The 24,279-nt window shown below is 67.8% G+C and carries 31 protein-coding genes and 2 pseudogenes; 20 read left to right on the top strand and 13 right to left on the bottom strand.

The window, feature by feature from the left end; all coding sequences use genetic code 11:
* Positions 1-81: 81 nt before the first annotated feature.
* Together OG867_RS31655 and OG867_RS31650 are read left to right on the top strand one after the other, a co-directional pair.
* The gene (locus OG867_RS31655) at positions 82-588 is read left to right on the top strand and encodes a MarR family winged helix-turn-helix transcriptional regulator (protein ID WP_406290650.1); all 507 of its coding nucleotides are present in this window, start codon (positions 82-84) and stop codon (positions 586-588) included.
* Between the two features lie 188 nt (positions 589-776).
* Positions 777-1,316, top strand: a complete 540-nt coding sequence (locus tag OG867_RS31650) for an EF-hand domain-containing protein (RefSeq protein ID WP_406290647.1) — start codon at positions 777-779, stop codon at positions 1,314-1,316.
* A gap of 290 nt (positions 1,317-1,606) precedes the next feature.
* Here OG867_RS31650 and OG867_RS31645 read toward each other — a convergent pair.
* A pseudogene (locus OG867_RS31645) lies at positions 1,607-1,851 on the bottom strand (Tn3 family transposase); the annotation flags it as partial.
* Between the two features lie 494 nt (positions 1,852-2,345).
* Between OG867_RS31645 and OG867_RS31640 the strand changes: the two are divergent.
* Positions 2,346-2,909 (top strand): RNA polymerase sigma factor, encoded by a 564-nt coding sequence (locus OG867_RS31640; protein ID WP_406290644.1) that lies wholly within the window; start codon positions 2,346-2,348, stop codon positions 2,907-2,909.
* Positions 2,906-3,163, top strand: a complete 258-nt coding sequence (locus tag OG867_RS31635; protein WP_406290642.1) for a hypothetical protein — start codon at positions 2,906-2,908, stop codon at positions 3,161-3,163. The genes OG867_RS31640 and OG867_RS31635 overlap by 4 nt, the downstream gene beginning before the upstream one ends.
* Positions 3,164-3,232: 69 nt before the next feature.
* Here OG867_RS31635 and OG867_RS31630 read toward each other — a convergent pair whose 3' ends face one another.
* On the bottom strand, positions 3,233-3,361 hold the full coding sequence (locus OG867_RS31630; protein ID WP_406290640.1) for a hypothetical protein: 129 nt from the start codon (positions 3,359-3,361) through the stop codon (positions 3,233-3,235).
* A gap of 104 nt (positions 3,362-3,465) precedes the next feature.
* Here OG867_RS31630 and OG867_RS31625 point away from each other — a divergent pair, with 104 nt between their 5' ends.
* Positions 3,466-3,741 carry a hypothetical protein gene (locus OG867_RS31625; RefSeq protein WP_406290637.1) on the top strand — a complete coding sequence of 92 codons (276 nt, stop codon included), beginning with the start codon at positions 3,466-3,468 and terminating at the stop codon, positions 3,739-3,741.
* 102 nt (positions 3,742-3,843) lie between these two features.
* Here the strand turns inward: OG867_RS31625 and OG867_RS31620 are convergent, their stop codons facing one another.
* Both OG867_RS31620 and OG867_RS31615 read right to left on the bottom strand, forming a co-directional pair.
* A complete protein-coding gene (locus tag OG867_RS31620; protein ID WP_406290634.1) occupies positions 3,844-4,761 on the bottom strand; it encodes a transposase family protein in 918 nt (305 codons plus the stop codon).
* Positions 4,762-4,851: 90 nt separating this feature from the next.
* Positions 4,852-5,319, bottom strand: a complete 468-nt coding sequence (locus OG867_RS31615) for a GNAT family N-acetyltransferase (protein ID WP_406290631.1) — start codon at positions 5,317-5,319, stop codon at positions 4,852-4,854.
* Between the two features lie 69 nt (positions 5,320-5,388).
* Here OG867_RS31615 and OG867_RS31610 point away from each other — a divergent pair, with 69 nt between their 5' ends.
* The 6 genes from OG867_RS31610 (at position 5,389) to OG867_RS31585 (ending at position 8,534) form a co-directional block, all read left to right on the top strand.
* Positions 5,389-5,769 (top strand): ATP-binding protein, encoded by a 381-nt coding sequence (locus OG867_RS31610; RefSeq protein WP_406290629.1) that lies wholly within the window; start codon positions 5,389-5,391, stop codon positions 5,767-5,769.
* On the top strand, positions 5,766-6,347 hold the full coding sequence (locus OG867_RS31605) for a hypothetical protein (RefSeq protein ID WP_406290627.1): 582 nt from the start codon (positions 5,766-5,768) through the stop codon (positions 6,345-6,347). The genes OG867_RS31610 and OG867_RS31605 overlap by 4 nt, the downstream gene beginning before the upstream one ends.
* 60 nt (positions 6,348-6,407) lie before the next feature.
* Positions 6,408-6,932 (top strand): hypothetical protein, encoded by a 525-nt coding sequence (locus tag OG867_RS31600; protein ID WP_406290624.1) that lies wholly within the window; start codon positions 6,408-6,410, stop codon positions 6,930-6,932.
* Positions 6,929-7,387: a DUF6082 family protein gene (locus tag OG867_RS31595; protein WP_406290621.1), complete on the top strand. Its 459-nt coding sequence runs from the start codon at positions 6,929-6,931 to the stop codon at positions 7,385-7,387. Before OG867_RS31600 ends, OG867_RS31595 begins: the two co-directional genes overlap by 4 nt.
* Before the next feature lie 186 nt (positions 7,388-7,573).
* Positions 7,574-8,221 (top strand): hypothetical protein, encoded by a 648-nt coding sequence (locus OG867_RS31590; protein ID WP_406290619.1) that lies wholly within the window; start codon positions 7,574-7,576, stop codon positions 8,219-8,221.
* The gene (locus tag OG867_RS31585) at positions 8,193-8,534 is read left to right on the top strand and encodes a hypothetical protein (protein WP_406290617.1); all 342 of its coding nucleotides are present in this window, start codon (positions 8,193-8,195) and stop codon (positions 8,532-8,534) included. Before OG867_RS31590 ends, OG867_RS31585 begins: the two co-directional genes overlap by 29 nt.
* A gap of 472 nt (positions 8,535-9,006) precedes the next feature.
* On the opposite strand, the gene OG867_RS31580 is transcribed toward OG867_RS31585, so the two are convergent.
* Both OG867_RS31580 and OG867_RS31575 read right to left on the bottom strand, forming a co-directional pair.
* A complete protein-coding gene (locus OG867_RS31580; protein WP_406290615.1) occupies positions 9,007-9,735 on the bottom strand; it encodes a restriction endonuclease in 729 nt (242 codons plus the stop codon).
* Between the two features lie 336 nt (positions 9,736-10,071).
* Positions 10,072-10,536 (bottom strand): hypothetical protein, encoded by a 465-nt coding sequence (locus tag OG867_RS31575; RefSeq protein ID WP_406290612.1) that lies wholly within the window; start codon positions 10,534-10,536, stop codon positions 10,072-10,074.
* Between the two features lie 9 nt (positions 10,537-10,545).
* Here OG867_RS31575 and OG867_RS31570 point away from each other — a divergent pair, with 9 nt between their 5' ends.
* Positions 10,546-10,887: a transposase family protein gene (locus OG867_RS31570; RefSeq protein ID WP_406290610.1), complete on the top strand. Its 342-nt coding sequence runs from the start codon at positions 10,546-10,548 to the stop codon at positions 10,885-10,887.
* A gap of 53 nt (positions 10,888-10,940) precedes the next feature.
* On the top strand, positions 10,941-12,056 hold the full coding sequence (locus OG867_RS31565; RefSeq protein ID WP_406290608.1) for a transposase: 1,116 nt from the start codon (positions 10,941-10,943) through the stop codon (positions 12,054-12,056).
* Positions 12,057-12,207: 151 nt separating this feature from the next.
* Here the strand turns inward: OG867_RS31565 and OG867_RS31560 are convergent, their stop codons facing one another.
* Entirely contained in the window at positions 12,208-12,687 is a 480-nt protein-coding gene (locus tag OG867_RS31560; protein ID WP_406290605.1) for an HIT family protein, read from the bottom strand.
* 530 nt (positions 12,688-13,217) lie between these two features.
* Here OG867_RS31560 and OG867_RS31555 point away from each other — a divergent pair.
* On the top strand, positions 13,218-13,535 hold the full coding sequence (locus tag OG867_RS31555) for a hypothetical protein (protein ID WP_406290603.1): 318 nt from the start codon (positions 13,218-13,220) through the stop codon (positions 13,533-13,535).
* A 104-nt stretch (positions 13,536-13,639) separates the two neighbouring features.
* Here the strand turns inward: OG867_RS31555 and OG867_RS31550 are convergent, their stop codons facing one another.
* Positions 13,640-13,927: a helix-turn-helix domain-containing protein gene (locus OG867_RS31550; RefSeq protein WP_406290601.1), complete on the bottom strand. Its 288-nt coding sequence runs from the start codon at positions 13,925-13,927 to the stop codon at positions 13,640-13,642.
* Between the two features lie 1,004 nt (positions 13,928-14,931).
* Between OG867_RS31550 and OG867_RS31545 the strand changes: the two genes are divergently transcribed.
* Entirely contained in the window at positions 14,932-15,603 is a 672-nt protein-coding gene (locus OG867_RS31545) for a hypothetical protein (protein WP_406290598.1), read from the top strand.
* Between the two features lie 767 nt (positions 15,604-16,370).
* Complete coding sequence (locus OG867_RS31540; RefSeq protein ID WP_406290596.1) at positions 16,371-17,897, top strand: hypothetical protein; 1,527 nt, start codon at positions 16,371-16,373, stop codon at positions 17,895-17,897.
* Positions 17,898-17,941: 44 nt separating this feature from the next.
* Here the strand turns inward: OG867_RS31540 and tpg are convergent, their stop codons facing one another.
* Positions 17,942-18,448, bottom strand: coding sequence for a telomere-protecting terminal protein Tpg (tpg, locus tag OG867_RS31535; protein ID WP_406290594.1), 507 nt, complete (start codon positions 18,446-18,448; stop codon positions 17,942-17,944).
* Positions 18,449-18,592: 144 nt separating this feature from the next.
* Positions 18,593-19,339 carry a class I SAM-dependent methyltransferase gene (locus OG867_RS31530; protein WP_406290592.1) on the bottom strand — a complete coding sequence of 249 codons (747 nt, stop codon included), beginning with the start codon at positions 19,337-19,339 and terminating at the stop codon, positions 18,593-18,595.
* A gap of 400 nt (positions 19,340-19,739) precedes the next feature.
* Here OG867_RS31530 and OG867_RS31525 point away from each other — a divergent pair, with 400 nt between their 5' ends.
* Positions 19,740-20,183 (top strand): DUF4259 domain-containing protein, encoded by a 444-nt coding sequence (locus OG867_RS31525; protein WP_406291258.1) that lies wholly within the window; start codon positions 19,740-19,742, stop codon positions 20,181-20,183.
* A 177-nt stretch (positions 20,184-20,360) separates the two neighbouring features.
* Entirely contained in the window at positions 20,361-20,939 is a 579-nt protein-coding gene (locus tag OG867_RS31520; protein ID WP_406290590.1) for a GNAT family N-acetyltransferase, read from the top strand.
* A gap of 21 nt (positions 20,940-20,960) precedes the next feature.
* Here OG867_RS31520 and OG867_RS31515 read toward each other — a convergent pair.
* Both OG867_RS31515 and OG867_RS31510 read right to left on the bottom strand, forming a co-directional pair.
* Positions 20,961-21,072: pseudogene (locus OG867_RS31515) on the bottom strand (AAA family ATPase); the annotation flags it as partial.
* Positions 21,073-21,276: 204 nt separating this feature from the next.
* A complete protein-coding gene (locus tag OG867_RS31510; RefSeq protein ID WP_406290588.1) occupies positions 21,277-22,008 on the bottom strand; it encodes an SDR family oxidoreductase in 732 nt (243 codons plus the stop codon).
* A 128-nt stretch (positions 22,009-22,136) separates the two neighbouring features.
* Here OG867_RS31510 and OG867_RS31505 point away from each other — a divergent pair, with 128 nt between their 5' ends.
* Together OG867_RS31505 and OG867_RS31500 are read left to right on the top strand one after the other, a co-directional pair.
* The gene (locus tag OG867_RS31505; RefSeq protein WP_406290586.1) at positions 22,137-22,730 is read left to right on the top strand and encodes a TetR/AcrR family transcriptional regulator; all 594 of its coding nucleotides are present in this window, start codon (positions 22,137-22,139) and stop codon (positions 22,728-22,730) included.
* A gap of 441 nt (positions 22,731-23,171) precedes the next feature.
* Entirely contained in the window at positions 23,172-23,612 is a 441-nt protein-coding gene (locus OG867_RS31500; protein WP_406291255.1) for a DUF6262 family protein, read from the top strand.
* Here the strand turns inward: OG867_RS31500 and OG867_RS31495 are convergent.
* Complete coding sequence (locus OG867_RS31495) at positions 23,606-24,130, bottom strand: NUDIX domain-containing protein (protein ID WP_406290584.1); 525 nt, start codon at positions 24,128-24,130, stop codon at positions 23,606-23,608. The two genes, OG867_RS31500 and OG867_RS31495, sit on opposite strands and share 7 nt — an antisense overlap.
* Between the last annotated feature and the right edge of the window lie 149 nt (positions 24,131-24,279).

Genomic DNA, 24,279 nt, shown 5'->3' with positions numbered 1-24,279 from the left:
GCCATCGAGTCAAGCACACTCTTTCACTTTGGTGAAGCACTTTTCTTCACTCAAGTAAAAGAGTGGCGTAGCCTCGTCCGCATGAACGCCGAGGAAGAGTCTCCGATGGGCGGGGCTTCACTGGGGCATGAGCTGAGCCTGTGGGTGGTGCTCTTCCATGACGCCGTCGCTGCCCACCTGGGCGTCAACGCAACCGAGCACAAGGTCCTCGACCTCATCGGCCGCCATCCCGGCTTCAGCCCTACCCAACTCGCCCAAGAGACGGGACTGAGCCATGCCGCCATCACGAAGATCACCAATCGCCTGGTTGAGCTCGGCTACGTCCGCAGGGAGCGCGACCCCTCTGACGGCAGGAAGTTCGCCCTCTTCGTGACCCCGGAGCATCGGCAGTCCATGACCGGCGTGATGGCACCGCTGATCGATGGCATGTCCCGCGTCACCAGTGAGCTCACCGAGTCCGAACGCGAGACGGTCAGCCGATGGCTCATTGGAACCGTCACGGCCCTCCGCGAGGCCACGACAATGATCCGCACCAACCACAACAGCCCCGCTGTGCCCAGCGATCAGGACTTTCGCAACACGCCCTAAGGGGGCACGAGACGAACGCGGGCTCACAGGACACCTGCCTCGTTCCCACGGCAGGCCGGTACGCGACATTCTCGCTGTAGTCGTACAGTTGCATGGAGTTACTGAAGTGGTCGTGCGTGTCTTCTCTCTGTACGCGTGAGGCCGCCGCCGGCCCTGTATTCGGACCGCATCACCTGGAGAACTTCGACATGACCTCTTCCGTGCAGCTCGACCGCACCCAGCAGCGCTTCGCCCTGTGGGACGTCAACGGCGACGGCCAGATCGACCAGGCCGACTTCGACGCCGAGGCACAGCGCATTCTGCAGGCTTTCGGCGAGTCTCCCAACTCCCCGGCCGGCCGCCACATGACCGATGCCTACCTGGGCATGTGGAGCTTCTTCGCCGACAAGGCCGGTATCGACGAGCAGACCGGCGCCCTGACGCCCGAGCAGTTCAACCACATCGCCGAGGAGCACGTCCTGGAGAACGGCAGCGCGGGCTTCGGCCGGGCCGTCAGGCCGACCATCCAGGCCATCGTCGAACTGGTCGACGTGGACGGCGACGGCCAGGTCAACCCCGCTGAGTTCAAGACCTGGCTCGACGCCATCGGCGTCAAGGGCGTCCAGCCGGCCGAGGCATTCCGCCAGATCGATGTCAACGGTGACGGCCACCTCTCCGTCGAAGAACTCGTCCAGGCCGTCCGCGCCTACCACCTGGGCGACCTCGACATTCCCCTGCTCGGAGCCTGACCCCGCCAGACAGTCCCCAGCACACGTCGGATACCGCAAGGGCCCGGGACAACAAGGACATGGCTCCCTTCTCATCCCGGGCCCTGAGGCTGCCGACCTCGACGGAATCATCGCTACAGCGGTTGGCTCTGAGAACATCGTGGTCAGGGAGTGAGGGCGCTGACCGGTTCGCCCGCCAGCGCCGTCTACGCCCGCCCCTTGTCGTGCCGGCGGCAGCTCGTACGACAAGCCGGGGCGCCGCTGCACGGCCTGGCCCGGCCCTCGGACGCGGTGCGACGGCTCCGCGCGGATCAGTCCTTGTCTCCGTCGTCGGGCTCGACCTCGTCCGAGTCGCGCAGGGGCCGCAGGAGGCGATGTTGAACAGGTGGCGGCCCAGGAAGTTGATGTGCGCGTTCTTCAGCGGGGACAGGCGGGCCACGTCCTCGTCCTTGATGTCGGGGCCCGCCGCGCGGAGCTGGGCAACGGAGGCGTCCAAGTAGCGGGTGTTCCACAGCACCACGGCGTTGAGGACCAGGCCCAGGGCGGCGAGCCAGTCTTATCCGAACTGGCCCAGCGTGGAGCTGAGTTGATCTCCCGTACTCTTCCACCACGGAAAGTATTCGTGGAGAAGTTGGGTGGACCGGCGTCGCCGGGCGTCGACGCCCGTGGCGATGCGCTGTGGCACTCATCCACCACCGACCACAGCAAGATCATGTAAACGACGATGAAGATTGCCGTCTCGGCGATGTCACGCTGGAGGCTGCTGGTTGCACTACCTGATGTACGCGGTGTTCCGAGCACCGCTGAGCGGATGGAGACGTGGCCGCATGGATCCGATATGGACGGGAGCACTCGCGATGCTCGTCCCTGTAACCACCCAACTGTGTTACCAGTGGATCAGGAGTCGGACCACGGTACGGTTGGCTCAGCTGGATCAGCAAGGACTGAGTGAGAGGGTGCGCTGCTTGCCACAGGGCAGTCGCCTGTCTGAGAGCTCTCAAGGTCGAAAAGTCGTCGTCGAGGTCGGCTCTGGCCCGGGGGACGGTGGACATGAGTGAACAACGAGCACCGGTTCAAGAACAGTCGGTCCCACGCCGACAGTCGGCACAGACGGCGCTGCGTGCGCCTGGAGGCCGACTGGACTTCGCACTGTTCTACTCCGAGCACTTGGCGATGCTGACTCGGTTCGTGATGCGCCTGGGTGCCTCACCCCACGAGGCGGCGGAAGCCGCACACGTTGCGTTCGTCGAAGCCTTCCCCAAGTGGTCACAGATCACGACGCCCCGGGCGTGGCTGCGTACGGTCGCCACACGGGTCTTTCTGCGCCAGACCGGGCTCCGCGACCAGCTAACCGACACCGTCCCGGACCAACCCGGTGGGGAATGTCCCCTAACGGCCGTGGTCCTGAAGGATGAGGAACAGCACGTGTACGCGGCGTTGGGCATGCTGCCGCCGCGCCAGCGCCAGGTGATGGCGTGGCACCTGGACGGCTTCTCCCACTCCGAAATCAGCGCAGAGCTAGGGACCACGGTCGAGGCAGTTCGTCAAAACTACGCTCGTGCCCGAGTGTCCTTGAAACGTTCGCTGGGCTTGACGGCGGGAGACCAGCCATGAACGATGACCGCAGCACCGAATTCAGTTATGCCGACGAGGACACCGTGCTCGACCAGCTCCTGGAAGGCACCGACGACTCGGTACTCATGTCTCTGGAGACGGCACTGGAGCATGACGCCGGACTGGCTCGCATCTTCGAGCTGTACCCGTCGCGCGCCAGGCGTCGACACCGTGGTGCACGGCCGCGCGTCACTCGGGACCGCCCGCCCCAGGACGCCATCGCCGACCAGCAGCATGGATCCCAACGCCCCTGAGCATGCGCAACGAAAGCCACCGATCCCTAACGGGCATGGTGCTGGCCAGGTGAGGCAACTGTCAGGTGGTCACAGCTCGCGATCAAGACGTCGGGCACTGTTGCGATAACCGGCGGCGACTTCGCCGAACCATCCCTGTTCTTTGGCCTCCTGGAGCCGGTCGAGCAGGTTCGCGTGGATCTCCTCCAGCCGGGGCATCTGCTCGGGATCGGGCCGCAGGACGGGGCAGCGGATGCAAGCTTCTCTAAACCTGTCGGCTGGGGCCCCTCGACCGCCTCCGGGGCCTCGATAGCGTCGGAGTGATGACTGGGAACCGAGGCCGTTGGCCGAAGATCGACGAGAAACACGGCGTCGAGGACGTGACGCTCCTGATCCTGGAGTGGCTGGGCGAGCAGGGTGTGAACGCCATGATCAGGATGGATGCCGAGAGGCTGACCGACAATGCGCCAGCGTGGACGTTCGCCGCCAGCGGCGGCCCATTGGTGCATGGGATGCGAGCTGACGGGAGGACTGTCCAGCAGTGCATGTCAGTCGCTCTGGCCCGACTGCGCGAGGCCGGGGTGTCTGTTCCGTTTTGATCTTCGACCGCCGTTTGGCTGAACCTCACCTTGAAGACACTTACGACGTGGTCCGCGATTGAGGCCCCGGCATGTTGGCCGGGCGGGTTGGCTGGTATTTGATCAGAAGGCGTCTCGTCGGACGAGTGCCAGTGCGGTGCTCAGCTTGCGGCGGGTTGGCCGGTGAGCGGAGCGGTCCGATACCAGCGAGGCAATCGCGCGGTGGGTTTCGGCGTAGTCCTCGCGTCGGGTGGTGTAGCGCTGGAGCGGGCGCCACTGCCGCAGTTCGGCGTTGGTGTGCTCGACGCAGATCCAGGCCGATGCCTGGCGTCGGCGCATTTCGTGCCATGCGTAGTGCTTACCGGGCGGCGCGTCGTCCTTCGGCTTCCTCGGTGGGGCGCTGACCTGATCGGGGAATACGTTGGCCAGACCCCGATAGCCCTCGTCGACCTCGGCTTTCACCATCGGATGGAGCCGGAACTGCTCCGTGATGCCCTCGGTGCGCACCGCGGTCTGGTCGTGCATGCGACCGGGCCAGCTCGCGCCCGACCACAGCAGACGGCCCTGTCCATCGCTCACCGTGGTGGTCTTGATTGTGTTCTGCTTCCTCTTGCCCGATGCGAAGGCTCGTCGTCCTGGCCGACCGGCCTTCGGGCGGCGAACCTGGGTCTCGGCGCCGTCGATTCGTAGACGGATCCCCTCGGCCTCGGCGTAGGCGAATCCATCCGCCAGGGTGCGTAGCCTGACGCCGGGGCGGTCGGGGACAGCGAAGCCACGTGCGGCCAGCAGCGGGCGGATCTCGCTGATGGCCCGGGAGATCGTGGAGCGGGCTGTGCCGTACAGCTCGGCCAGCGCGACGTGCGGGAGCCCGGTGCGCAGATGCACCAGCGTGACCAGCACACGGTCGGTGAAGACCAGGTCGTGCTTCGGTCCGGCGCCAACGTCCCACTGCCTCTCGGCACCACGTCGCTCACGCCGTGCAGACTCACACCGGGCAAGCCACGGACCTGCCAACTCCTCAATCAGTCGGCCGGGATGCACGCGGGAGACGCCGCTGGAGGCAGGATGAGACAAAGCCGAACGAACCCAAGGAGACGACACATCCGATGAACTCGGACGGTCCGCTTCAGGTCACGGGTGCATCCGCCCGGTCTGCGTTCGGCAGAGGTAGAACAGCTCGGGGTCGCCTTCATCGAGACCGTGGAGAAGGCCGGCCGGGCTCCAGCCGGCTCTTTGGAGCAGGCGCTGCATCGGCTGGTTGGAGACGTTGGCCGAGGTGAAGAGCTTCGGTTTCGTGCACGAGGCAGCCACGGCGTCCAACAACCGATGACCAACGCCCCTGCCACGGGCCGATGGGGCCACCATGAGCATCGTGACGAAGCCCTGCTCGAAGAACGTGTACTCAACCACGCAGTAGCCAAGCAGACCAGACACGTCCTCCGCCACGATCACCAGGCCCTGCTGGCACCATCTTCGGATACTCGCCTGTCTCCCGACATCACCTTCGACCGCGACCGAGTCGATCCCAACCAGTGCGTCCGACTCCGACTCACTCGCGCTGCGCACAACGAACTCACCGAGGTCTACTGCATCGTCCATGGGCCCATGCTCTCAGTTCGCCTCGTAGGCCCGTCCTGCTCGCGGTCCGCTGCGCGGGCCAGGTCCTCAGTGCTACCGGCCGACTACAGCGCGCTGGCGGTCACTCGCATCGAAGGCCGAACCCGGCTCACCGTACTGGGCTGGACCGGCAGGCAGCACGCCGCCGTCGACGTTCTGTACGTACTGGTACGCAATGCCCTGGACCACGGCACGACTCCGGCAGCGGAGACTATCGGTGTCCGACTGGTCGTCACCAGCAGCGAACTCCTGATCGACGTCAGCGACTCCAACCCGGAGTTCCCGGAGTTCGAACGAGCAGTTCGGGGTGAGTTGGGGCGCGGCCTGTGGGCGGTGCGGAACACCGGTGCGGTTGTCACCTTCCTCCCCTCCGATAAAGGTGACGGCAAGGTCGTCCGCGCCACCCTGCGTACTGGCCCGGTGGAACCATGAGCGCCACCATCCTTCGAGCGCCGGCGTCCGCCGAGATCACCGAGCGACTGAACGCGGCGGCCGGACCGGACCGCCAGCCGGCCGCCGACATGGCGGAGCTGGCCGCCCGACTTCGTGCTCTGCTCGACGTCGAGGCGCAGCAGGAGACACGCCTGCGCCTGGGCGGCGCCCTGTTCGAGATCGTCATCACCGGCGCCGACCAGGCCGCCGAGGCGCTTGAGCGGATGGACGTCCAGCAGGGCGGGTGCGGGCCGGTCATCCAGGACCCCGCCGGTTGGCTGTACTGGCTCGTCCCGCCGGGCACGCGCCGGCGCTGGGCGTGGCACCCGTACGCGGTGTGCCTCGGCGAGCCCTACAACCCCACCCTTCCCCCGCTGAACCGGGACGCGCCCCCGGGGCCGTACTGGCTGCGCCCGCCGCGCAGCGACGCTGGTCCCGGCCGATCCGCTGCGGCTGGCTCTGATGCAGGCCCGGCCCGAGCCGGCCCCGCACCGCGCGCTCGCCGCTCGCCTCGGTTCCGCCCACTGACTCCGTGCTCGTCAGCCCCCGTCCCCCGGATGTCGGCGAGCACGGGCTGACCCCCTGGTGCCGGGCTGCCGCCTCGGCCCCGGTACCAGGGGCCCGTACGGGAGAAACCTGTGGAAGCTGGTCCACCCGATGAGATGAAGGGCGGCTGGCCGGACTACGGCCAGCCGCCCTTCGAAGCCTGGCTCACCCACCGGCGGCAGACCTCGGAGACCAACGTCCTGGCCGCCATCCCGCCCAGCCGGCAGGTCCGCGTCGCCACGTACGTCCTGGCCGAGCCGGGAGTCGACCCGGAGGCCGCCCACGCCTACCTCGCACAATTCGCCGAGACGCGAAACTGGCGCGTCCACAGCACCCTGTTCACCGAGCGCCCCGCCGCGAGCATCGCACCACCCCGTGACATGCGGCGGCCGGAGCTGACACGGGCCTGCGGAACCGTCCGGAGGGGAGTCGTGGACAGCATCCTCACGACCAACTACCAGGCCCTACCGCCCAACAGCACCAGCTACGAGCACCTGCTGGGCCAGCTTGACCTCTGGCGCGCCTTCATTGCCTTCCTTCCCCCGGGCTGGCTCCAGCAGCCGCCACTCCTTCTGCACCCTCCGCACCCGATCGCTACACCGAAAGGCACCGCATGAAGGCACACATCGCCCTTCTCGCCCTCACCGCCCTGGCCGGAGCCCATCTCGTCCAGCGCGAGCGGCACCACCGGCAGCGTCTCGACCTCGTGGCGGCCAACCGCCAGGAGCGGTGGCTGACCATGATCATGAGCCGCCCCGAGATCGCCGAGGAGTGGAAGCCCGAGGACATGAGCGCCCAGGAGTATTCGGCGCTCATGAGCGCCAATCTGGCGCTGGGCACGCTCTCGCTGCGGCACCGGCTGGGTGTGGACTCGACCGAGCAGATGCGGTTCCACACCTCCTACTTGATGAGCATCGGGTGCGTGCGTCGGTACTGGGCGCACTTCGGCTCTCTTAGGGAGGCGGGGGCCGTCCACGGCGAGCGGCAGCTCGGAACCGTCAACGACGCCCTTGCGAACGCTTACCGGACCGCCCGGCGCGAGCGCGAGAACGCGGACGCCGCGGCCATCTGACCGACCCGCACGCCCGTCGATCGGCGTGCCACCAGCCCGGGGCTTCCGGGATCTGCCTGACCGGGCGTGCGAGTGCGCCCGGTCAGGATTCCGGAAGCGCCCGGCCGCGCTCCGTGGGGGGATGCGGCCGGCCCCGCTCCCCCCCCGGCTCCACGACCGCACTTACCGACCATCAGGGACAGCACCGTGACCAGAGCAGCGCCGTACGTCATTCCGTGGGCGGGCGAGACCATCCTGCCCATGCCGCTGCTGTCCACCCGCAGTGATGTCTTCTGCGACGACGCCCGCGCGGATCGGCGACACCGCGATGACGACGGGGTGCTGTGGGAGGTGTGGGGCGGCCACCAGACCGGGCCCCGCGTCTACACCCTGTTCCATCCCGTCCATCAGCGCGAGGCAATGCGGGCGCTGCCCTGCGCGACGTGCGGCCGGCCCGCAGACCGGAAGGCCGCCGGGATGCTCTGGCTGCTGCCCCTGCTGGACGGGCCTCCGGCCGAGGGCACGACGTGGGAGGGCGTGCAGACCACCATCCCGCCCTCGTGCGTGCCGTGCGCGGACCGGGTGGCGACGGGCTGCCCGTGGATGCGGGACGGCCACGTCAGGCTGCGGGCCCGGATCGCCGAGCAGGTCGGCGTCCACGGCACCCTGTACTCGCGCGCGGAGCAGCCGGGCCCGGACCTCGATCTGACCCTGCCCCCACGACGCGAAGGGCGCAGTTGCGTGGTTGCGCGGGGACATCACGCGCAACCTCGCCCGCGCGGGGATCACGGCGCAGGTCCAGCTCAACCGCAGAGATTTTCCCACTGTGGACATCACCCTCCCGACAACCGGTGATGTCCGCCGTTTCGCCGCCCTGGTCGAGTCCGGGATGTCGGATCTGCGGCGTGTCGGGCTGCACCTGCGTCGAGCCCTGATCGAGGCCGGCATCGATGCGCGGGTGCTGGCCTGGGACCGGGACGGCACGATCCTCGTCGGCCGCGCAGCGACGGCCGCAGCCGCTGCGACAACGGACTTGTCAGTCCTCACCGTACGTCAGCCGGTGCACACGGCCCGCCGACATCGCGAAGCCGGCACGTGCACCGCGCACTGCACCGGCCGCCTGGACCGGATCGTTTGGATCACTTCCGCTGGCCGAGGTTGTCGTTGATGATGTCCGTGTGGCTAACCGCGTCAGCGCTCTGATCTCGGCCGTTGGTGTCCTCGCCAGCGTGATGCTGGTAGTTGCGGGCACTCGTGAGTGCTGCTCTGGAGCCTCGATCCTCTGGCTCGTGGCTGGAGCCGTGATCTTCCTCAGCGCTTTGTACACACTCGTGCGGGACGTGCGGCGGCTTAGCACCGGGCCGACCGCCTGACAGGGGCGCCGTTCCAACCAGCGCCGCCAGTCGTTGTTCGTGTGTGCCGTTGACCGACGCTCAGTGGGCGCGAATCGAGCCGTTACTCCCAGACCGGACACCGCAGCGGGGTGGCCGGACGGCGCGGCGTCCGCGCCCCCTGTCCGAACACCTGCTGAAGAGCCGAGCGCCGACGACTGAGTCGCCGTCGCGTGCAGGCGCTGCTCCCGACGACCCCGGCGATTCCGCGGCCTGGAGTGAACGCGCCTTCCCCCCTTGAATACCCGGTCAGTTGCCCGCGCGGGGCGCGGGGACCTTCGGTAGGAGCTCCCACAGCGGCCGGCTTCCGGCCGCCCAGGCGGCGAGTAGACGCCGGTCGGCCAGGTGCATGTGCAGCTGCTCGGCGAGTGGTGCGCAGCGGTTGGAGAAGCGGCCGTTGGTGACGACGAGGACGATGTCGGCGCCGTGGATCTGGCGGGCGGTGCCGTTGACGCGTTGGAGGTCGGGGGTGCCGACGGCGGAGCCTCGGTCGCCGGCGCGGCGGTGTTTGCACTGGATGACCCAGGTGCGGCCGTGGGGGTCGGTGGCCAGGACGTCGGCGCCGTTGTCGCCGGATCCTCCGACCTGGCGGGCGTCTGTGCATCCGTCGCGCCGCATCAGGTCCCGGACCGCGTACTCGAAGTCGCGGTGGCTCAGCGCGTCGATCTGCGGCAGCTCGTAGCGCAGTGCTTGTCGCTGGACCCTCCCCCAGGCTTGCCGCTGGCGGTGCTGGTTGACGAACCAGGTCGCGGCCACGACCGCAACGGCCCCGAGCATGACCATGGCCCACAGGTGGGCGACCAGCCAGGCGACAACGGCCCAGAGTGCGGCGATGCCCAGGACGCCGGCGCCGAGAACGAGGACATGGCGGTCGCGCTGCCGCTGCCGGCGGGTGTGTGCGTAGCGACGGGGCGGGGTTGTTCGGCGTGCGGGCCGCCGTGGCGCGGGGCGGCGGCGTCGCGGGTGGCGGGTGGGCATCGGGTGGGCTCCGGGGGTCAGTGGGCGGAATCGGTGATGCCGGAGGCCAGTTGACCGAGGGCGTTGAGGATCCCCTCGCCCACGGGGGTCGGAGCGATCACCACACTTGATCGTCAGCATCATGGCCGCAACCCTCCCCGAGACCGTCCACCTGGTCCTTCGGCGCCCTGTCTACCGACGTGCACGCCTCTATGGCAATCGGTCACCTGCTTTTGACGCAATGTGATCGGTTGGCTTGAACGCGGACCCGGTCCCTGAGGCGCTCCACGGGCCGACTCCGACGTGGGCTTTCCCCCTTGACGGGCCCGGGCCGGCAGGGCGCGCGGAGAGGTCGTGTCAGGCCGGTGCCAGAGGTTGGTGGCGCAGGAAGACGCAGGACTGCAGGCTCGCCAGGGCGGGGCACTCAAGGGTGCGTTCCAGCTTTCGGCGCGGGCCGGTCAGTACGAGCCCGTGTGCCCACATCCCGTAAAGGGTTTCCAGCGCGGTGGTACGCAGTGCGTGCGCATCGAGCACCACGACCAGGCGCGGGGCGCGGGCGAGTTCGGCGATGACCGAGTCCTCGGCATCGGCGAGGCTGCGCGGCCGCGGGCCGTGATCCAGGTGCAGCACGGTGCGGAGGGGCTTCACGAGCGCGGCATGTCGACGCCGATCAGCACGATCTCCCCTACGGCCTCGGGGGAGCTGCGCCGAGGCCCGCTCGATGGCCTCGGCGTACGGGTACTCGTCGGCCCCCTCGACGCTGGCTTCATTCACCAGTAGCGCCGTCAGTTGTTCACGGGTTTGGGAGGCACCCAGATCCACGGTCGGGTGATGTTCACGAGTTTCGGGTTCTGGCACAGAGGCCGCGCGGCCGCGGCGGCTTGTCCGGACTGCGGCCGCTTCTCGGACCGAGTCCACGACCGATACCAGCGCAGGCTGAGAGACCTCCCACTTGCTGACCAGGGCTTTGTGATCCGGCTGACGGTTCGACGCTTCATCTGCGGGTCGGCGGACTGCTCGCGCCGAACCTTCGCCGAGTCGTTCTTCCGGCTAACTGTCCCGCACGCGCGGTTCACCACGCGGCTCAACCACGCACTTGGGCACGTGGGGCTCGCCCTGGCGGGGCGGGCGCTCGACTGGCGGCCCGCCTGGGCTTCGGCGCGGGACGGATGACCTTACTACGCAGGGTCATAGCACTGCCTGATCCGCGGTTCAGTACGCCGCGGGTGCTGGGCGCGGACGACTTTGCGATCCGCCGCGGCCAGACCTACTCCACCGTCTTGACCAGCGCCGAAGACCACCGGGTGGTCGATGTGCTTCCGACCCGGGAAGCCGGCCCGCTGGCCGCCTGGCTGCACCGCCACCCCGGCGTGGAGGTCATCTACCGGGACCGGGCGGGCGCCTACGCCGAGGGCGCCCGACGCGGAGCCCCCGCCGCTTTGCAGGTCGCCGACCGGTTCCATCTGTGGCAGGGCCTCGGCCGGGCCGTGGAAACTTGCGTCGCCGCCCACCGCGACTGCCTGCGCAACCCGATGCCTGGCGGCATGCAGCCGGAAGCCACCGGTCGGGCTTCCGGCCGGCCGCAGGACGATTCGGCGCTCATCGGCCGACAGGCCGAACGGAAGAAGGCCGCACATGCCCTGGTCCACGAGTTGCTTGCCCAGGGCCACTCACGCCGGGCGATCGCCCGGCACCTGGGCTGGGGGCTGAACACCGTGCTCCGGTACGCGAACGCCGCACGCTGGCAGGACACCATCCGCGACAACCGCCCCCGGTCCAGCAGGCTGGACCCCTACAAGCCATACCTGGAGCGACGCTTCACCGAAAGATGTATCAGCGTCACCCGGCTGCATGGCGAACTGGTCGCCGAGGGGGCCCTCGTCACCTACGGCATGGTCCGAGCCCATATCGCCACCTTGCGCTGGGCTCCGTCCGCAGCACCGCCGCGGCCGCCGACTGTGCGGCAGGCGACCGGCTGGATCACCCGACATCCCACGGCCCTGACCGAGGAGGACGGGGCCGGTCTGAAGGACATCCTGGCCCGCTGTCCCGAACTGGACACAGCTGCCAGACACGTCCGCGACTTCGGCGAGATACTCACCGACCGCCTCGGCGCCACGCTCCCCACCTGGATCGACGCAGTCGATGCCAGCCAGCTGCCCGGGCTCACCGGATACGCACTCCATCTGCGCCGAGACCTCGACGCCGTGATTGCCGGGCTCACTCTGGACTGGAGCTCGGGCAGTATCGAGGGTGCCGTGAACCGCATCAAGAAGATCAAGCGGCAGCTCTACGGGCGGGCCGGATTCGAACTCCTACGCAAGATGATCTTGCTTCAGTAGCCGCATCGCCTGAGTGCCGGCTCCCGGGCCAAGCCTCACCATCACCAACCGTGCCGCGGAGATTGCCCCGCTACAGCGACTTCAGTGAAATTCTGCTGACGGTCACCAAGTACCGGGCCCGCCCACCTGACGGTCGGCGGGCCCACCATCGTCACGTCAGCGCGCGGAACTGGTCCAATTCGCTGCCGATCGCTTCCCGCAGCACGTCATGCTGCGGACCGAGCCTGAACTGCTCGTCACTCCATCGCTCACGCGGATAGAGCCACACCGGAGCACCCACCACATCGGCCGGCTCCCACTCAAACCGCGGCCACACATGCGCATGCAAGAACGGGTCCGTGTTCCCCAGGATCTCCAGATTCACCCGTCGGAAAGCCGGGTCCAGCCGCCTACACGCCCGCTCAACCGCTTCACCGAGCTGGTCCATTTCGGACAGGAACGACAACCGCTTTGCCTTCGGCAGGTCGGACAACCGCTGCACATCCGGGTCATCCACGAGAAGAACCGAGTATCCCGGCAGGAACTGAACGTCCCCGATCACCGCGAACCCCGACGTCAACCGCCGCAAGACGGTGGGGTTCTCACCCCGCAGAGCAGTCCCGATCCTGTCCATCCGCCAATCATCAGTCATGGCCAGAACCTACACGCCAGTGATCAAGGACCGCTCCTCGCTCCCCTCCTCACGAAACCCAAAGACCAAGCAAGTGGGGAGAGGAGCAGGTTGGACCCTTATCAATCGAACAGCGCCCTCACCCTCTGCGACGCCTCCCCAAGATCTGTGCCAGAACCGAGTTTCGACAGCACTGGGGTACTTGCCAGGGCAGCATCAGGGTGCTCCTGGTGAAAGGTCCTGGTCATGCCGCAGATGTCCAAGGTCGAGCTGTACGCGGCGATCCGGCGTGATCACCGTGCTGGCATGAAGATGCGCGAACTTGAGCGCAAGTACAACGTGTCGTGGCGGACCGTGAAGAAGGCCGTTGACTCGGTCTGGCCAGAGCCTCGCAAGAAGCTTCCGCCGCGGCGGACGGCGCTGGATCCGTACAAGTCAGTGATCGACGACATGCTTCGGACGGACCTCGACGCGCCACGTAAACAGCGCCATACGATCACGCGGATCTTCCACCGGCTCATCGAGGAGCACACGCCGACGTCTCCTACCAGATGGTCCGGCGCTACGTCTCCGACCGGAGGCCGGAGATCCTCGCGGCCTCGGGCAAGGCCCCGGTGGAAGCGTTCGTGCCTCAGTCCCATCTGCCCGGTCACGAGGCGGAGGTCGACTTCGGCGATGTGACGGTGCGACTGGCCGGCGAGCTGGTGACCTGCTATCTGTTCTCGCTTCGCCTGTCCTACTCGGGCAAGACTGTTCACCGGGTGTTCGCTTCGTGCGGCCAGGAAGCGTTCTTCGAGGGGCACGTGCACGCGCTTCGGACGCTGGGCGGTGTTCCCCGGACCAAGATCCGCTACGACAACTTGATCTGATCTTGCCGTGTCCGCCTGGCCGGGGGGAATCCGCCGGCTCACGTCGCCCGTACGAGGCCGGGGGCCGGCTGTCCGACGACGAGCTCGTCCCGGTCGTCTCCCTGTTACGGGGCGATGGTGAGCTGGGCTGCACCCGGTGCGGGCGCGTACCGGCGGGCGGGCAGGCAGTGCACGGCCCGGTCGACGCCGGCGAGCAGGTCACAGACCGGGATGCCGTAGTGGGCGGAGAGCCGGTCGACCTCGGCGAGCGTCCACGGGGCAGAGCCGCTCTGCTTCCGGCTGACCTGGGCCTGGTGCATGCGGAGGCCGTCGGCGAGGTCGGCCTGGCGCTCGCCGGTAAGCCGCATCAGGGCCGCGATGGTGAGTCGTAAGGTCTGCCCTGTACTGGGCATATGCGTACTCCGCATCACGTATGCGTGGACGTCGACGATCGCATTGTCTGGCTCCCCGTGGCGTCCGGAGGGCAACTATGTGCGCTTCGGCCTGATATGTGGCCGATTTCCGGCGCCACCCCACTCCGGAATCCGACGCCTTCCGTGGCGGGTTTCGGCCGGCCCGCGCAGCGCGAACGCCCTCAGCGCGACGCGGGGGGTGCTCACGGCGCCTTCTTGCCGCGTGCGACCTCGACGGCCTCACGGCAGGTGGCACACAACGGGTTACCTCCCGCCCCGTAGCGGTGGCACGGCATGCGGCAGCGAGCGCACAAACCGACCTGCGAGGGGGAACAGGCCAGAGGGGCGGGGCGGGCGGGTGTAGTCATGGGGCATCCTTTCGAACTTCGGTTCTACCGGAAGGGCGCCCACGCGTCCGTGGAGGCCGCCGGTGACACGGCGCCGGATGCATCCCGGCCGCGCGGGCGCCCACGGACTGGGGGCGGAACTCCGGACGACCGCCGCTCGACGCCCGCGGCCGGAGCTCGGAGCTGATGGAAACGAACACGGCCGGGGCCGGTACGGATCACCCGTACCAGCCCCGGCCGCTGTTCCTCTCGGCTCAGGCCCCGCCGTCCCGGCCGGCCGCCTTCGCGATCTCCTCGGCCAACGCCTTGGTAACGCGCTCCTGCTCCTCGGCCTCCCGGCGCAGCTGCTTCGCGATCTCCTGCTGATCCATGGTCTTCCCCATTCTCAAGATGTGGGTGAGTGAAGGTTGTTCAGTGCGGTGAGGGCGAGGCGGCGACGGCCAGGACCAGGACGTGCGCGGCCCCGCCCTTGGCGGCCCAGGCGGTCTGCCGGGTGTGGGTCATCCATGTCGGTAGGTTCCGATATTCGGGCGTGCGGAATTGGGCAATGAGGCCCATGCCTCCAGCTCGTGCGGCAGACCCACCGGGACACGGTGCCACAGGAGGCACAGGGGGCCGGAGCCTGCGGCCCCGGGGCTACTCGGTAGCGTCCTTCTGATGAATCTCAACCTCTTCAACGATGTGCCCGACGGCCTGACTCAACGAGCTCGATCGTTCGTCTCAGTGCATGGAGTCAAAGTCGACGTCAGGCACGTCGAGGACCACAGACAGTGGTGGCTTGAGCGAGACGTCCCGGCTTCGGTCATCGACCGGATGGCGGCTTATGAGGAGCGCTGGGGCGGTCTGGTCCTACCACCCGCATCTCGGTACGACGGCGGCCCGAGGTACCTCGAAGCAGACTGCCCTGAAGGTTCTGAATCTGAAGGTTGGTGGTTCGAGGCTGGGATGCAGAGGTGCTCAGTCCCGTACGGGTTCTGGATCGGTCCGTCTGGCGAGTTCGGCATTCGCTCAGGTCAGTGGGTGCCTCTCCATGCCACCGTCGAGGGCTGGGTGGAGTCGCTCGCGCTGACCGACCACGCGTCCATGTGGGCAACGCAGATCATCAAGCTCACCGGCGACGACGTCGATGGCATCGTGCTGGCCGGGTTCGAGCCGGTGCGCGAAGTGATGGGACTGGCCGACACTTGGTGGCGAGGAGCCGACTCGCTGGTGGCGGTCTATACAGGTGAGGCCGAGGCCCTCTCCTTTCCGCGGGGCCGCACCGCGTTGATCTATTCCGGCTTGGATGAGTGGGGCCTTCGAGGAGGCGTCGAGGACGGCACCAGCTGAGGACATCAAAAGTGATCCAGAGTCCCGCCAGCGTCTGATCGGCGGGCCACCTCCGCTGCGTAGGCCGTTCTGACGGCTCCTGCTGCCCATCGGTCGGGCAGCAGGCCGACGCTCTCGTCCAGGACGACGGCGACAACGACGACCAAGGAGAGTGAGCAGGCGGCAACGTGCGTGGCGTGGGCGAGGTTCGCCCGCCACCCGGCCGCGCCGCAGGCGGCCTTGTGGCCGGCCCGGTGGTCGGTCTGCAGCGGGTTTGTCGCTGCTTTCTTTGCGTGTCTCATATGCCTCAACTTCCGTTGATCGGTCGTGGAGTTACCAGTTGATGGAGGCCGTGTCGCGGACTTAACGTCCCGGTCCGTGTTGGTGCACTTCTTCTCTTCCGAGGGCTGGCAGTCCTGGGGACTCAGTGGGCAGCCGCTTGATCCCTGAACGGATGCCGGTTCTGATCGACGACGACTTCCTGTTCGAGGACGGATACGGCCCGCGGGCGACGCGGGTGGTGAACACGTGGCTGCGTACGCTGCCGTCGAGTGGCGCCCCGTCGCCGAACTCGTGGCGCGCGTACGCTCTGGCGGCCCGGGACTGGCTGACTCAGCTGCGGCGCCACGCAATCGGGGTTTTCGCCTCGCGCCAGAACCTGGTGGCCGCGCTGGGCACGTACGCGGACCGGCGGTTGTCGGGGCCGTTGGACGAGCGGTTGGCGTCGTCCTCGTGGGAGCTTCAGGTCACTGCGTTGCGGCGGCAAGCTCCACACGCGACAGGGCACCGTGCGCGTCAGCCACTTCGCCCACGACCCCGACCCCGACGGGCTGCTGCCCGAGTGCGGACGCCGTTCCCGGGACGTCACGAGCGCGGACCATCTGTACGTACGGGCGGCCACCCAGACCTGGCTGCGCCGGCAGGGCCACCAGCCGCGCTACCGCTACGCCCACCGCAACGACGCCCCGGTCGGGCCCATCGTGGAGATCGAACTGGATGGGCACACGCTCTTGGTGCACATGGACCCCACGGCACCGCCCGACTGGGACACGGCGCAGGCCGGCGACATCATCCTCGGTCCCGGCGTCAGCATCGATCACCGCACCCTGGTGCGCCGCGGCTACGTCCACCACGTGCAGTTTGTCAGCGAGGGCAACGAGCGGGTCATGACGCTCGGCACCGAGCTCCCGTGGATCGGCACCGACTGGGACTTCGAGCTGGCCGACTGCACCGTCGGCGAGGACGGCCGGCTCATCACCCCGGTCGTCACCCGCGTCGAGGCCGCACGTGCCGCCCGGGAACGGGCCCCGGTGCCCCAGCCGCGCCAGGAGAAGGCCGAAAGACCAGTACAGATCGGCGCACTGACCCGCCAGATCGGCAGCGCCGTACAGAAGAAGGAGTTCCCCGCCGTCCGCGAGCTGCTGAACACGGCACGGCTCCAGGTGCCCCGTTGCGAGGGGCAGGCGCTCGAACACCTGCGCCGCGCGATCGACCGGGCACAGGATTTGCTGAGCGAGCAGGACCGTATCCGTCGAGGGCTCTTTGTCGGGCTCGGCGAGGCGGTACGGCATGGTCACGTCGTCACGGTCACGAAGCTGACGTCACAGGCCAGGAAGCTCCTCGACCACGACGTGGAAGCCGCGGCGCAGGAGGCGGGCATCCTCCAGGCGGCCGACGCGTTCCTTGAACAGGCGCGCCTGGACCGGGCGCAGAAGCGACGGGAAGAGGACGCACGCCGTGCGGCCGAGGCCGAGGAATGGCGCAGGCGTCGTGACGCAGCGGCGACGCGGGAGCAGCAGGCGCCGCTGGTGGCGCAGGCTCAGGAACGCAGGGCGCGCAACAGGGCGCGGGGCCAGGTCCAGGGCATCACCGGCCGTCTGCGCCGCGAAGCGCCGTCCGCTCAGCAGCAGAGGGAGCTCGTCCAGGAGCTGACGGTCGCGGCGAAGAACGCCGGCGACCTTCTGTCCGAGGCCGAGCAGGACAAGGTGCAGAAGTGGACGACGAAGAGCGCCGCCCCCGTCGAAGAGCCGGGCACGGCCGAGGACGCGTCTCCGGTCGTGCAGCCGCGGCGGGAAGTTGCTGCGGAGCCCGCGACGTTGCCGGACCGTCTCGCGCCCGCCGTGGCGGCGGTCCGCGGGGCCTTGAAGAAGGGCGGCCCGGGATCGGACCTCGACCAGCTGGAGCCGGCTGGAGCAGCAGCTCGGCTCCGCGCTCCCCTCCCTCACCGGCAACGAGCGCGTCCAGGTACTCGTCCAGATCGACAGGCCCACGGCCGACGACGCGCCGCTCCTGTCGTCCCTGCTGGCGGCGGGTGACCCGCACTTCGGCCATGCGGCTGGACCTCGGCGCCGATCGCGTATCAATCCAGCTGCCCACCCGGCCACGACCGGTGATCACAGCTCGATCCCGACGTCCTCCACGTCGGTGAACTCCACGCCCAGACCTGCGCCCGGGTCTCCCCCGCACGGAAGTAGACGTGCGCGAGGCCGTCGGCGGCGATCTGCTGGAGCTCCCACTCGCTGGCCCCCTGCTCACGGGCGCTGAACAGCCGGTCGGCGTACTCGGGCGGCAGCGCCTGGGTGATGTCGCGGATACGGGCGTCGTCGGTGGTGCCCGGCGCCGCGGTGAACCCGAACCGTGCTCGGGCATAGATCATCAGGCCGTCGGTCGAGCCGGCCTTCCGCCTCGCCCTCGCCCGTACCTGTGGCTGCCACCGCCGCGCGACCTCGCGCCCCATGCGGCCCCGGAGGTCCTCGCGCGGCCGCTTCAGCTTGCCCGCCACGTACCGCTCCACCGTGTGCTGGGAGACCCCGAGGGCCTCGGCCACGGCCCGGGTGCCCTTGAGCCGCTTGACCAGGTACTTCATCTGCGCCTGGGTGGCTTCGTTCCCTTCGAGCGACAGCGTTTGTCGATCTGTTTGAGCAGCAGTGAGTGCCCAGCCCCGCCATGTTTGTTCACGAGAATTGGCACCTCTGTCCGCTGGCGGTCGCCAACGTGTCGCAGCGCTGTGTCAGCAGGTGGTGACAGCCAGGCTGACGACGTAGTGCTCCTCGACCATCCGGTTCGGGAAGACCTCGGTCAAGAGATCGCGCTCCTTGGCAATAAAGGTGTTCGTTGCTTCCTTGCCGAGGACGAGGAAGTCGGAGTAGCTGGCGAGATTGGCGAGGTGCATGTCAAGTGGAACGCTCCGGGTCCACGGCACGTGCCGATGGACGAAGCCGAGTTCGGACGGCAGTCCCCGGAACCGGGCCATGGGGTCGTGAGGGCTGTCGTCGGCACCGAAAAGCCGGCGCAAGCGCGCGTCCTGATTGGCAATCCACGGAATGGTGCTGTCTGAGTCGTTCCACCAGAGGGCGAGTGCACCACCGGGGCGTAGCACCCGGAGAACTTCCGGAACGGATTTACGCTGATCGGTCCAGTGCCAGGCTTGGGCATATGTGAGGACGTCGACGGAGGCGGAGGTCAGCGGCAGGTTGTTGCCGTCCCCGATCACAAGGGGGACGTCGGGCAGGCTGAGACGGAACTGGGAGGCCATCCCGGGGCCGGGCTCGACAGCGATGACGTTCGCACCGCGGGCCCGGAGAAGCATCGTCGCCAGTCCGGTGCCGGCCCCGACGTCGGCGACGCGAGCGCCCTCCAGTTGGCGGCCAATGAGTTCTTCGATCGCGTCGAGCAATTCGGGCGGGTACGAAGGACGGTTCGCAGCGTAGCTGGCGGCAGCCGTGTCGAACGAGCGAGCCTGTGAGGGGATGGTCATACGAGCATTGTTGACGGCTGCAGGTACTTGGCGCCGGGCTTTGACCCTTTCCGACGACAGCAGGTAGTCACCCAGGACGTCGGAGAATGCACCAGCGTGACGGACGGCTCGCCGCCCAGGGCGGGCGGCGAACGTTGAGACAGAGTCGTCGGACGCCAGTGACGTTGGCTTGCTCTCCGGCTCGTGCTCGGGTGGTGGCGAGGCGGTAGGAGTCGGTGCCGGTCTCACTCTCCCCTGGAGCTCGGGCGTCGTGGAAGGGCATGTCAACCGCATCAAGATGCTCAAGCGCCAGATGTTCGGCCGCGCAGGCTTCGCGCTTCTACGGAAACGTGTCCTGCTTGCCTGATGGCAGCCCATGTCAGTGGCCGATGCGATGATCACCGCACTGTGACGCGAGGAGATCACGATAGGCACTTGGGATATCGGCCCGTTCGAGAATGACATGGCCGCGGACTTCGCCTACACCCTGGACGAGACACCCAAGGACAAGCGCGAGAGTCTCGTGCGGGCGACCCTGACCCGCACCATCCATACCCGGGACTACCTCGAAAGCCCGGAAGGGGCAGAGGCCGTCGCTGCCGTCGCTCTGATCGCGGCACAGTGCCCGGGCGGTGAGCCGATCAGCACAAGCTACGGGCCCGAGGAAGTCCTGCCGATATTTGCCGACGATCTTCAGCCGCTTGCTGTCGAGGCGCTGGACCGGGTGGTCGCCGAGGCGTCCGAGCTCGCCGAGCTCTGGGACGAGACGCCGGATGGCCCGAGGTGGCGACAGATCATTGGCGGCCTTCGCGCCGTCCTCGCACCCGAGCCCAAACTGCAGGAAGACTCGCTGTTCGATCTCTGACCCATTTACCCAGCGTCACCAATCACACAACCTGAGCCAGAGCCCGAGTTTTGACGGCATAACCGATGTCGGCCGTGTGTTGCCTGACGCAACTGTGGCGTTCGGTCGACAACGAAACCTGCCCGGCGGGCTTGCTGGCTCTGGAGTTCGGCGCTCTTGCCGGGCAAGATCGGGCACATGTCCAGCCAACATGAGATCGTTCTGCCGTCAAGCATTCGGTTATCAGGAGACGGGATACTGCTGAGAGAGTGGGCCGAGACCGACCTGGCCGCGCTGGTTGAGCTCTATGACGACCCCGAGATCGACCGATGGACTCCGGTGCCCTCACCGTTCGACTCCACGGCGGCAAGTGAATACCTGGCCAAGGCCCACGAAGGCCGCGAGGACGGCCGCAAGAAGGCGCAGTTGGCGATCACTACCGACGGGAAGCAGCCGCGTGGTGAGGTCCTCCTCTTTCGCAACGAGCTCGACGCGCGTGACGTCGAGCTCGCTTACGGCGTCGGCAGCCAACACCGGCGGCAGGGCCTTGCCTCACGAGCCGTCGGGCTGGCGGCTGACTATGCCCATCGCCAGCGGGGCGTAAGGCGAGTGCTGCTGCGCATTGAACCGGGGAACTGTCCAAGCGTGGCTGTCGCCCGCGCGACTGGTTTCCAGCTCACCGACGACGAGCCCGTCACGCTTGAGGTCAAGGGCCGCCAGATTAGGTTGCTTACCTGGTGTCATCAGAACGGCGGGGCAGACTCCCTTTCGCCTTGAGCGACTGGGACGCATCGCCCTTCAGCCCGCCTCGGCGGGTTCAGCACGTGCCCGGGTGCTGGCGAGGCGGTAGGAGTCGGTGCCGGTTTCGATGATGGTGCCGTTGAAAGGTGAGGCGGTCGGTACTGGCGGCATCCCGCGTCGTCCGTGCCGACCGCTTGAACGTGTCCGTTGGGCCACGGGCAGATCACGACCCGGTCGGTTCCCTCATCGGGCAGCAGCTCAACACTGTGCGCCTGGCCAGCGTACTGCCGCCCGGGCGTACTTTCAGACGATGCCGACCGTCCTTGGCGGTAGGCGGATCGCGGCTGCGCTCGCGATGCGTGGCTGCGCAGGTCTATCCCTGGGCGGTGGGTCGAACCACGATGTCGCCTACGTCGACGCCGTCCGGCTGTTCGATGGCGAAGGCGATGGCGCGGGCCACCGCATCCGGCGAAAGGCCGATCTCCATCATCTTGTCGATCTGGTCCTTCACAGCGGAATCCATGCGCTCCGCGAAGTCCGTGCGGACGACGCCGGGCGAGACGACGGTCACGCGCAGGCTGTCGCCGGCCTCCTGGCGCAGGCCCTCGGAGATGGTGCGCACAGCGTTCTTCGTGCCGGCGTACACCGACTGGAGCGGCACGATGCGCAGTCCGGCGGTGGACACGGTGTTGACGAAGTGCCCGGAGCCCTGCTCCCTGAAGACGGGAAGGGCCGCGGCGATCCCGTACAGCACCCCTTTGAGGTTGACGTCGATCATCTCCTCCCAGTCCTCGACGCGCAGGTCATCCAGACGGGAGAGCAGACAGACCCCGGCATTGCTGACGAGGACGTCGAGCTTGCCGTACCGATCGCCTGCCAGCTTGACGAGGCCGGAAAGATCCTCGCGTCGCGTCACGTCCGTGCGGGCCCAGGCAGCTTCACCGCCAGCCTTCTCGATACGGGCGGCCAGGGCCTCAAGACGCTCCGAACGGCGCGCCCCCAGGACGATCTTCGCTCCGCGCGCGGCGAGCAGGAGCGCGGTCGCCTCACCGATGCCGCTGCCGGCACCCGTGATCGCCACGACTTTGCCTTCGATTCCCGACATGATGAACAGTCCTTCCGGCGGAGGAGAGGGGGGCGGCCATGCCCTACGGTGAAAGTGGGGGCACCGCCACTTCATCCGAGAATAAGTGGCGGTGCCTCCACTTAGCAACTAGAGACAGGAGAGAGCCATTGACGGCCCGCGATGCAGGACGCCCGCTGAGGGCTGACGCACAGCGAAACCGGGACAAGATCCTGGCCGCCGCGGTGCGCGTGTTCACCGAGGAGGGACTGGACGCGCACTTCGAGCGCATCGCCAGAGAAGCAGGCGTGGGAACCGGCACCCTCTACCGCAACTTCCCGACCAGGGAAGCTCTGATCGAGGCGGCGTACCGCAACGAAGTGGCCCGGCTGTGCGAAGCCGTCCCCGGCCTCCTTGCGGCGATGCCGGCGCCGGAGGCCCTGCGAGCCTGGACTCGCCGCTTCATCGACTACGCCACCGCCAAACTCGGGATGGCCGAAGCCCTGCGAGCCGTCGTCACCTCGGGATCCAACCCGTACGCCGACAGTCACAAGATGATTCAGGCCGCCCTCTCCTCCCTCATGGATGCCAATACAGCCGCCGGCACGATCCGCTCCGACATCAGTGCGACCGACATGTTCGCTGCCCTCGCCGGTATCGCCCTCACCTCGGCCAAGCCGGAGCAGCGAGAGCAGGCCGAACGCCTCCTCGACCTCACCCTGGACGGACTGAAGCCCGCATCGATGCGGCTCCCCGAAGACTGACAGCACGATCCGGCCGTTGCTGGCGCGGCCGGTCTCGTGGCGACCCGTTTTTGCACGTCCGGGCTCCTCCGTGTGCAGCTCGCCGCGCAGGTGCGGCCCATGCGGCAAGCATCAAGCTCAGACGGCCTTGATGCCACCGGCGTCGCTCAGCAACTGCACTGCGGTGAGGTCGTCCGCCTGGGTGGCGTCCTGGACCTGAAGGCGGGACAGCACCTGCTCGGTTTTCGTCACCTACGCCTCTCATCAGCGCTCTCTGAAACGGCAGTTGGCCGAGACCGAGGCCCTGATCAACCGCCACACCACCGCCTTCCAGGAACGGCACGGACGCCCGATGCCCGAGGACAACGTGTGGCTGTTTCAACGACGGGCTGAGCACGCGGCTCTCACGAAGCTGCTGGACACCCTCCGCTCCAAGTCCGGACGCGCCGTCCAGGGCGCCGGCTGCGGCGCCACCCCCGCCGACCCCGCCCCGCTCACCCTCGACCTCGACCTCGACCGTCACCGAAGGCCAAGTCCCAGGCCAAGACCGCTGCGGCAGAGAAGGCAATCCGCACCCTGGTCAAACGCGGTGAGCCGATCACGTTCCAGGCCGTTCAGCGCGAGGCCGCCGTCTCTCACGCGTTCCTCTATAACCACCCCGACCTGCGAGGACGCATCGAACGACTCCGGGCCCAAGCCCGGCCCGTTCCCGCACCGGCGCCTGCGGCCGACGCGCAGAGCACCCTCGTCCTCGCGCTGACCAGCCAGATCACCCGCCTGAAGAAGCGGCACCGCGAGGAAGTACAGGCTCTGCGAGACGCGCTCGAACAAGCCCACGGCGAGAGTCTCGATCTTCGCCGCGAACTCGCCCGCCGCGGAGGAACCGCAACAGCCCTTCAGTGACGGCCCACCCGATCTGCCAACCAGGCGGCATGCTGACGGATCCGGGATAGATCATCGGGAAAAAAGCTCTCCCATCCCTCGTCCAACCTCTTCCAAGCCACTGGCTGCCCGGCCTCCGGAACGAACGAGGCCGCCGCATCAACGACGGCGGCATACGACAGCCCGAGCGTGACCGGCAAGTCCGGGTGATAGGAGCGAACCGCAACCGCTGCCGGCTCAGGCAGCGGTTCCACCCGAAGGCCCGTCTCCTCGAAAAGCTCCCGGATGGCGCCCTCTCGCGGTGTCTCCCCGGCCTCGACCATCCCGCCCGGAGGCACCCAACCCCGCCAACGGTGCTTCACCAACACCACCCGGGCAAGATCCTTGTCGAACACCCAGACCTCGGCTCCAAGAGGCTCCATCGGTCCCTGCCGCGCAGCAGTCAGCCACCGGCAGGCCCCGTCGAACTCGGCTATCGCCTGTTCAGCGTCGTTCACCGCAGCTTCGACGGTCCGCTCGTCGACCACCTTCTGATTCATCGGGACAACATACGAGGCTGCACTGACAACGCAGCCGCGTCACATCGATCTCAAGAAGGTCCCACCCAGCGGCAACATGCTGAATCTCGAACCGAACCCTCGATAACCACCGGCCCGAGCAGAACCGAGTTTCGGCAACACCAGAGGGC

The sequence above is a fragment of the Streptomyces sp. NBC_00209 genome (assembly GCF_045206345.1).
Taxonomy (GTDB): domain Bacteria; phylum Actinomycetota; class Actinomycetes; order Streptomycetales; family Streptomycetaceae; genus Streptomyces.
This window is presented reverse-complemented; position numbering and strand designations above follow the sequence as displayed.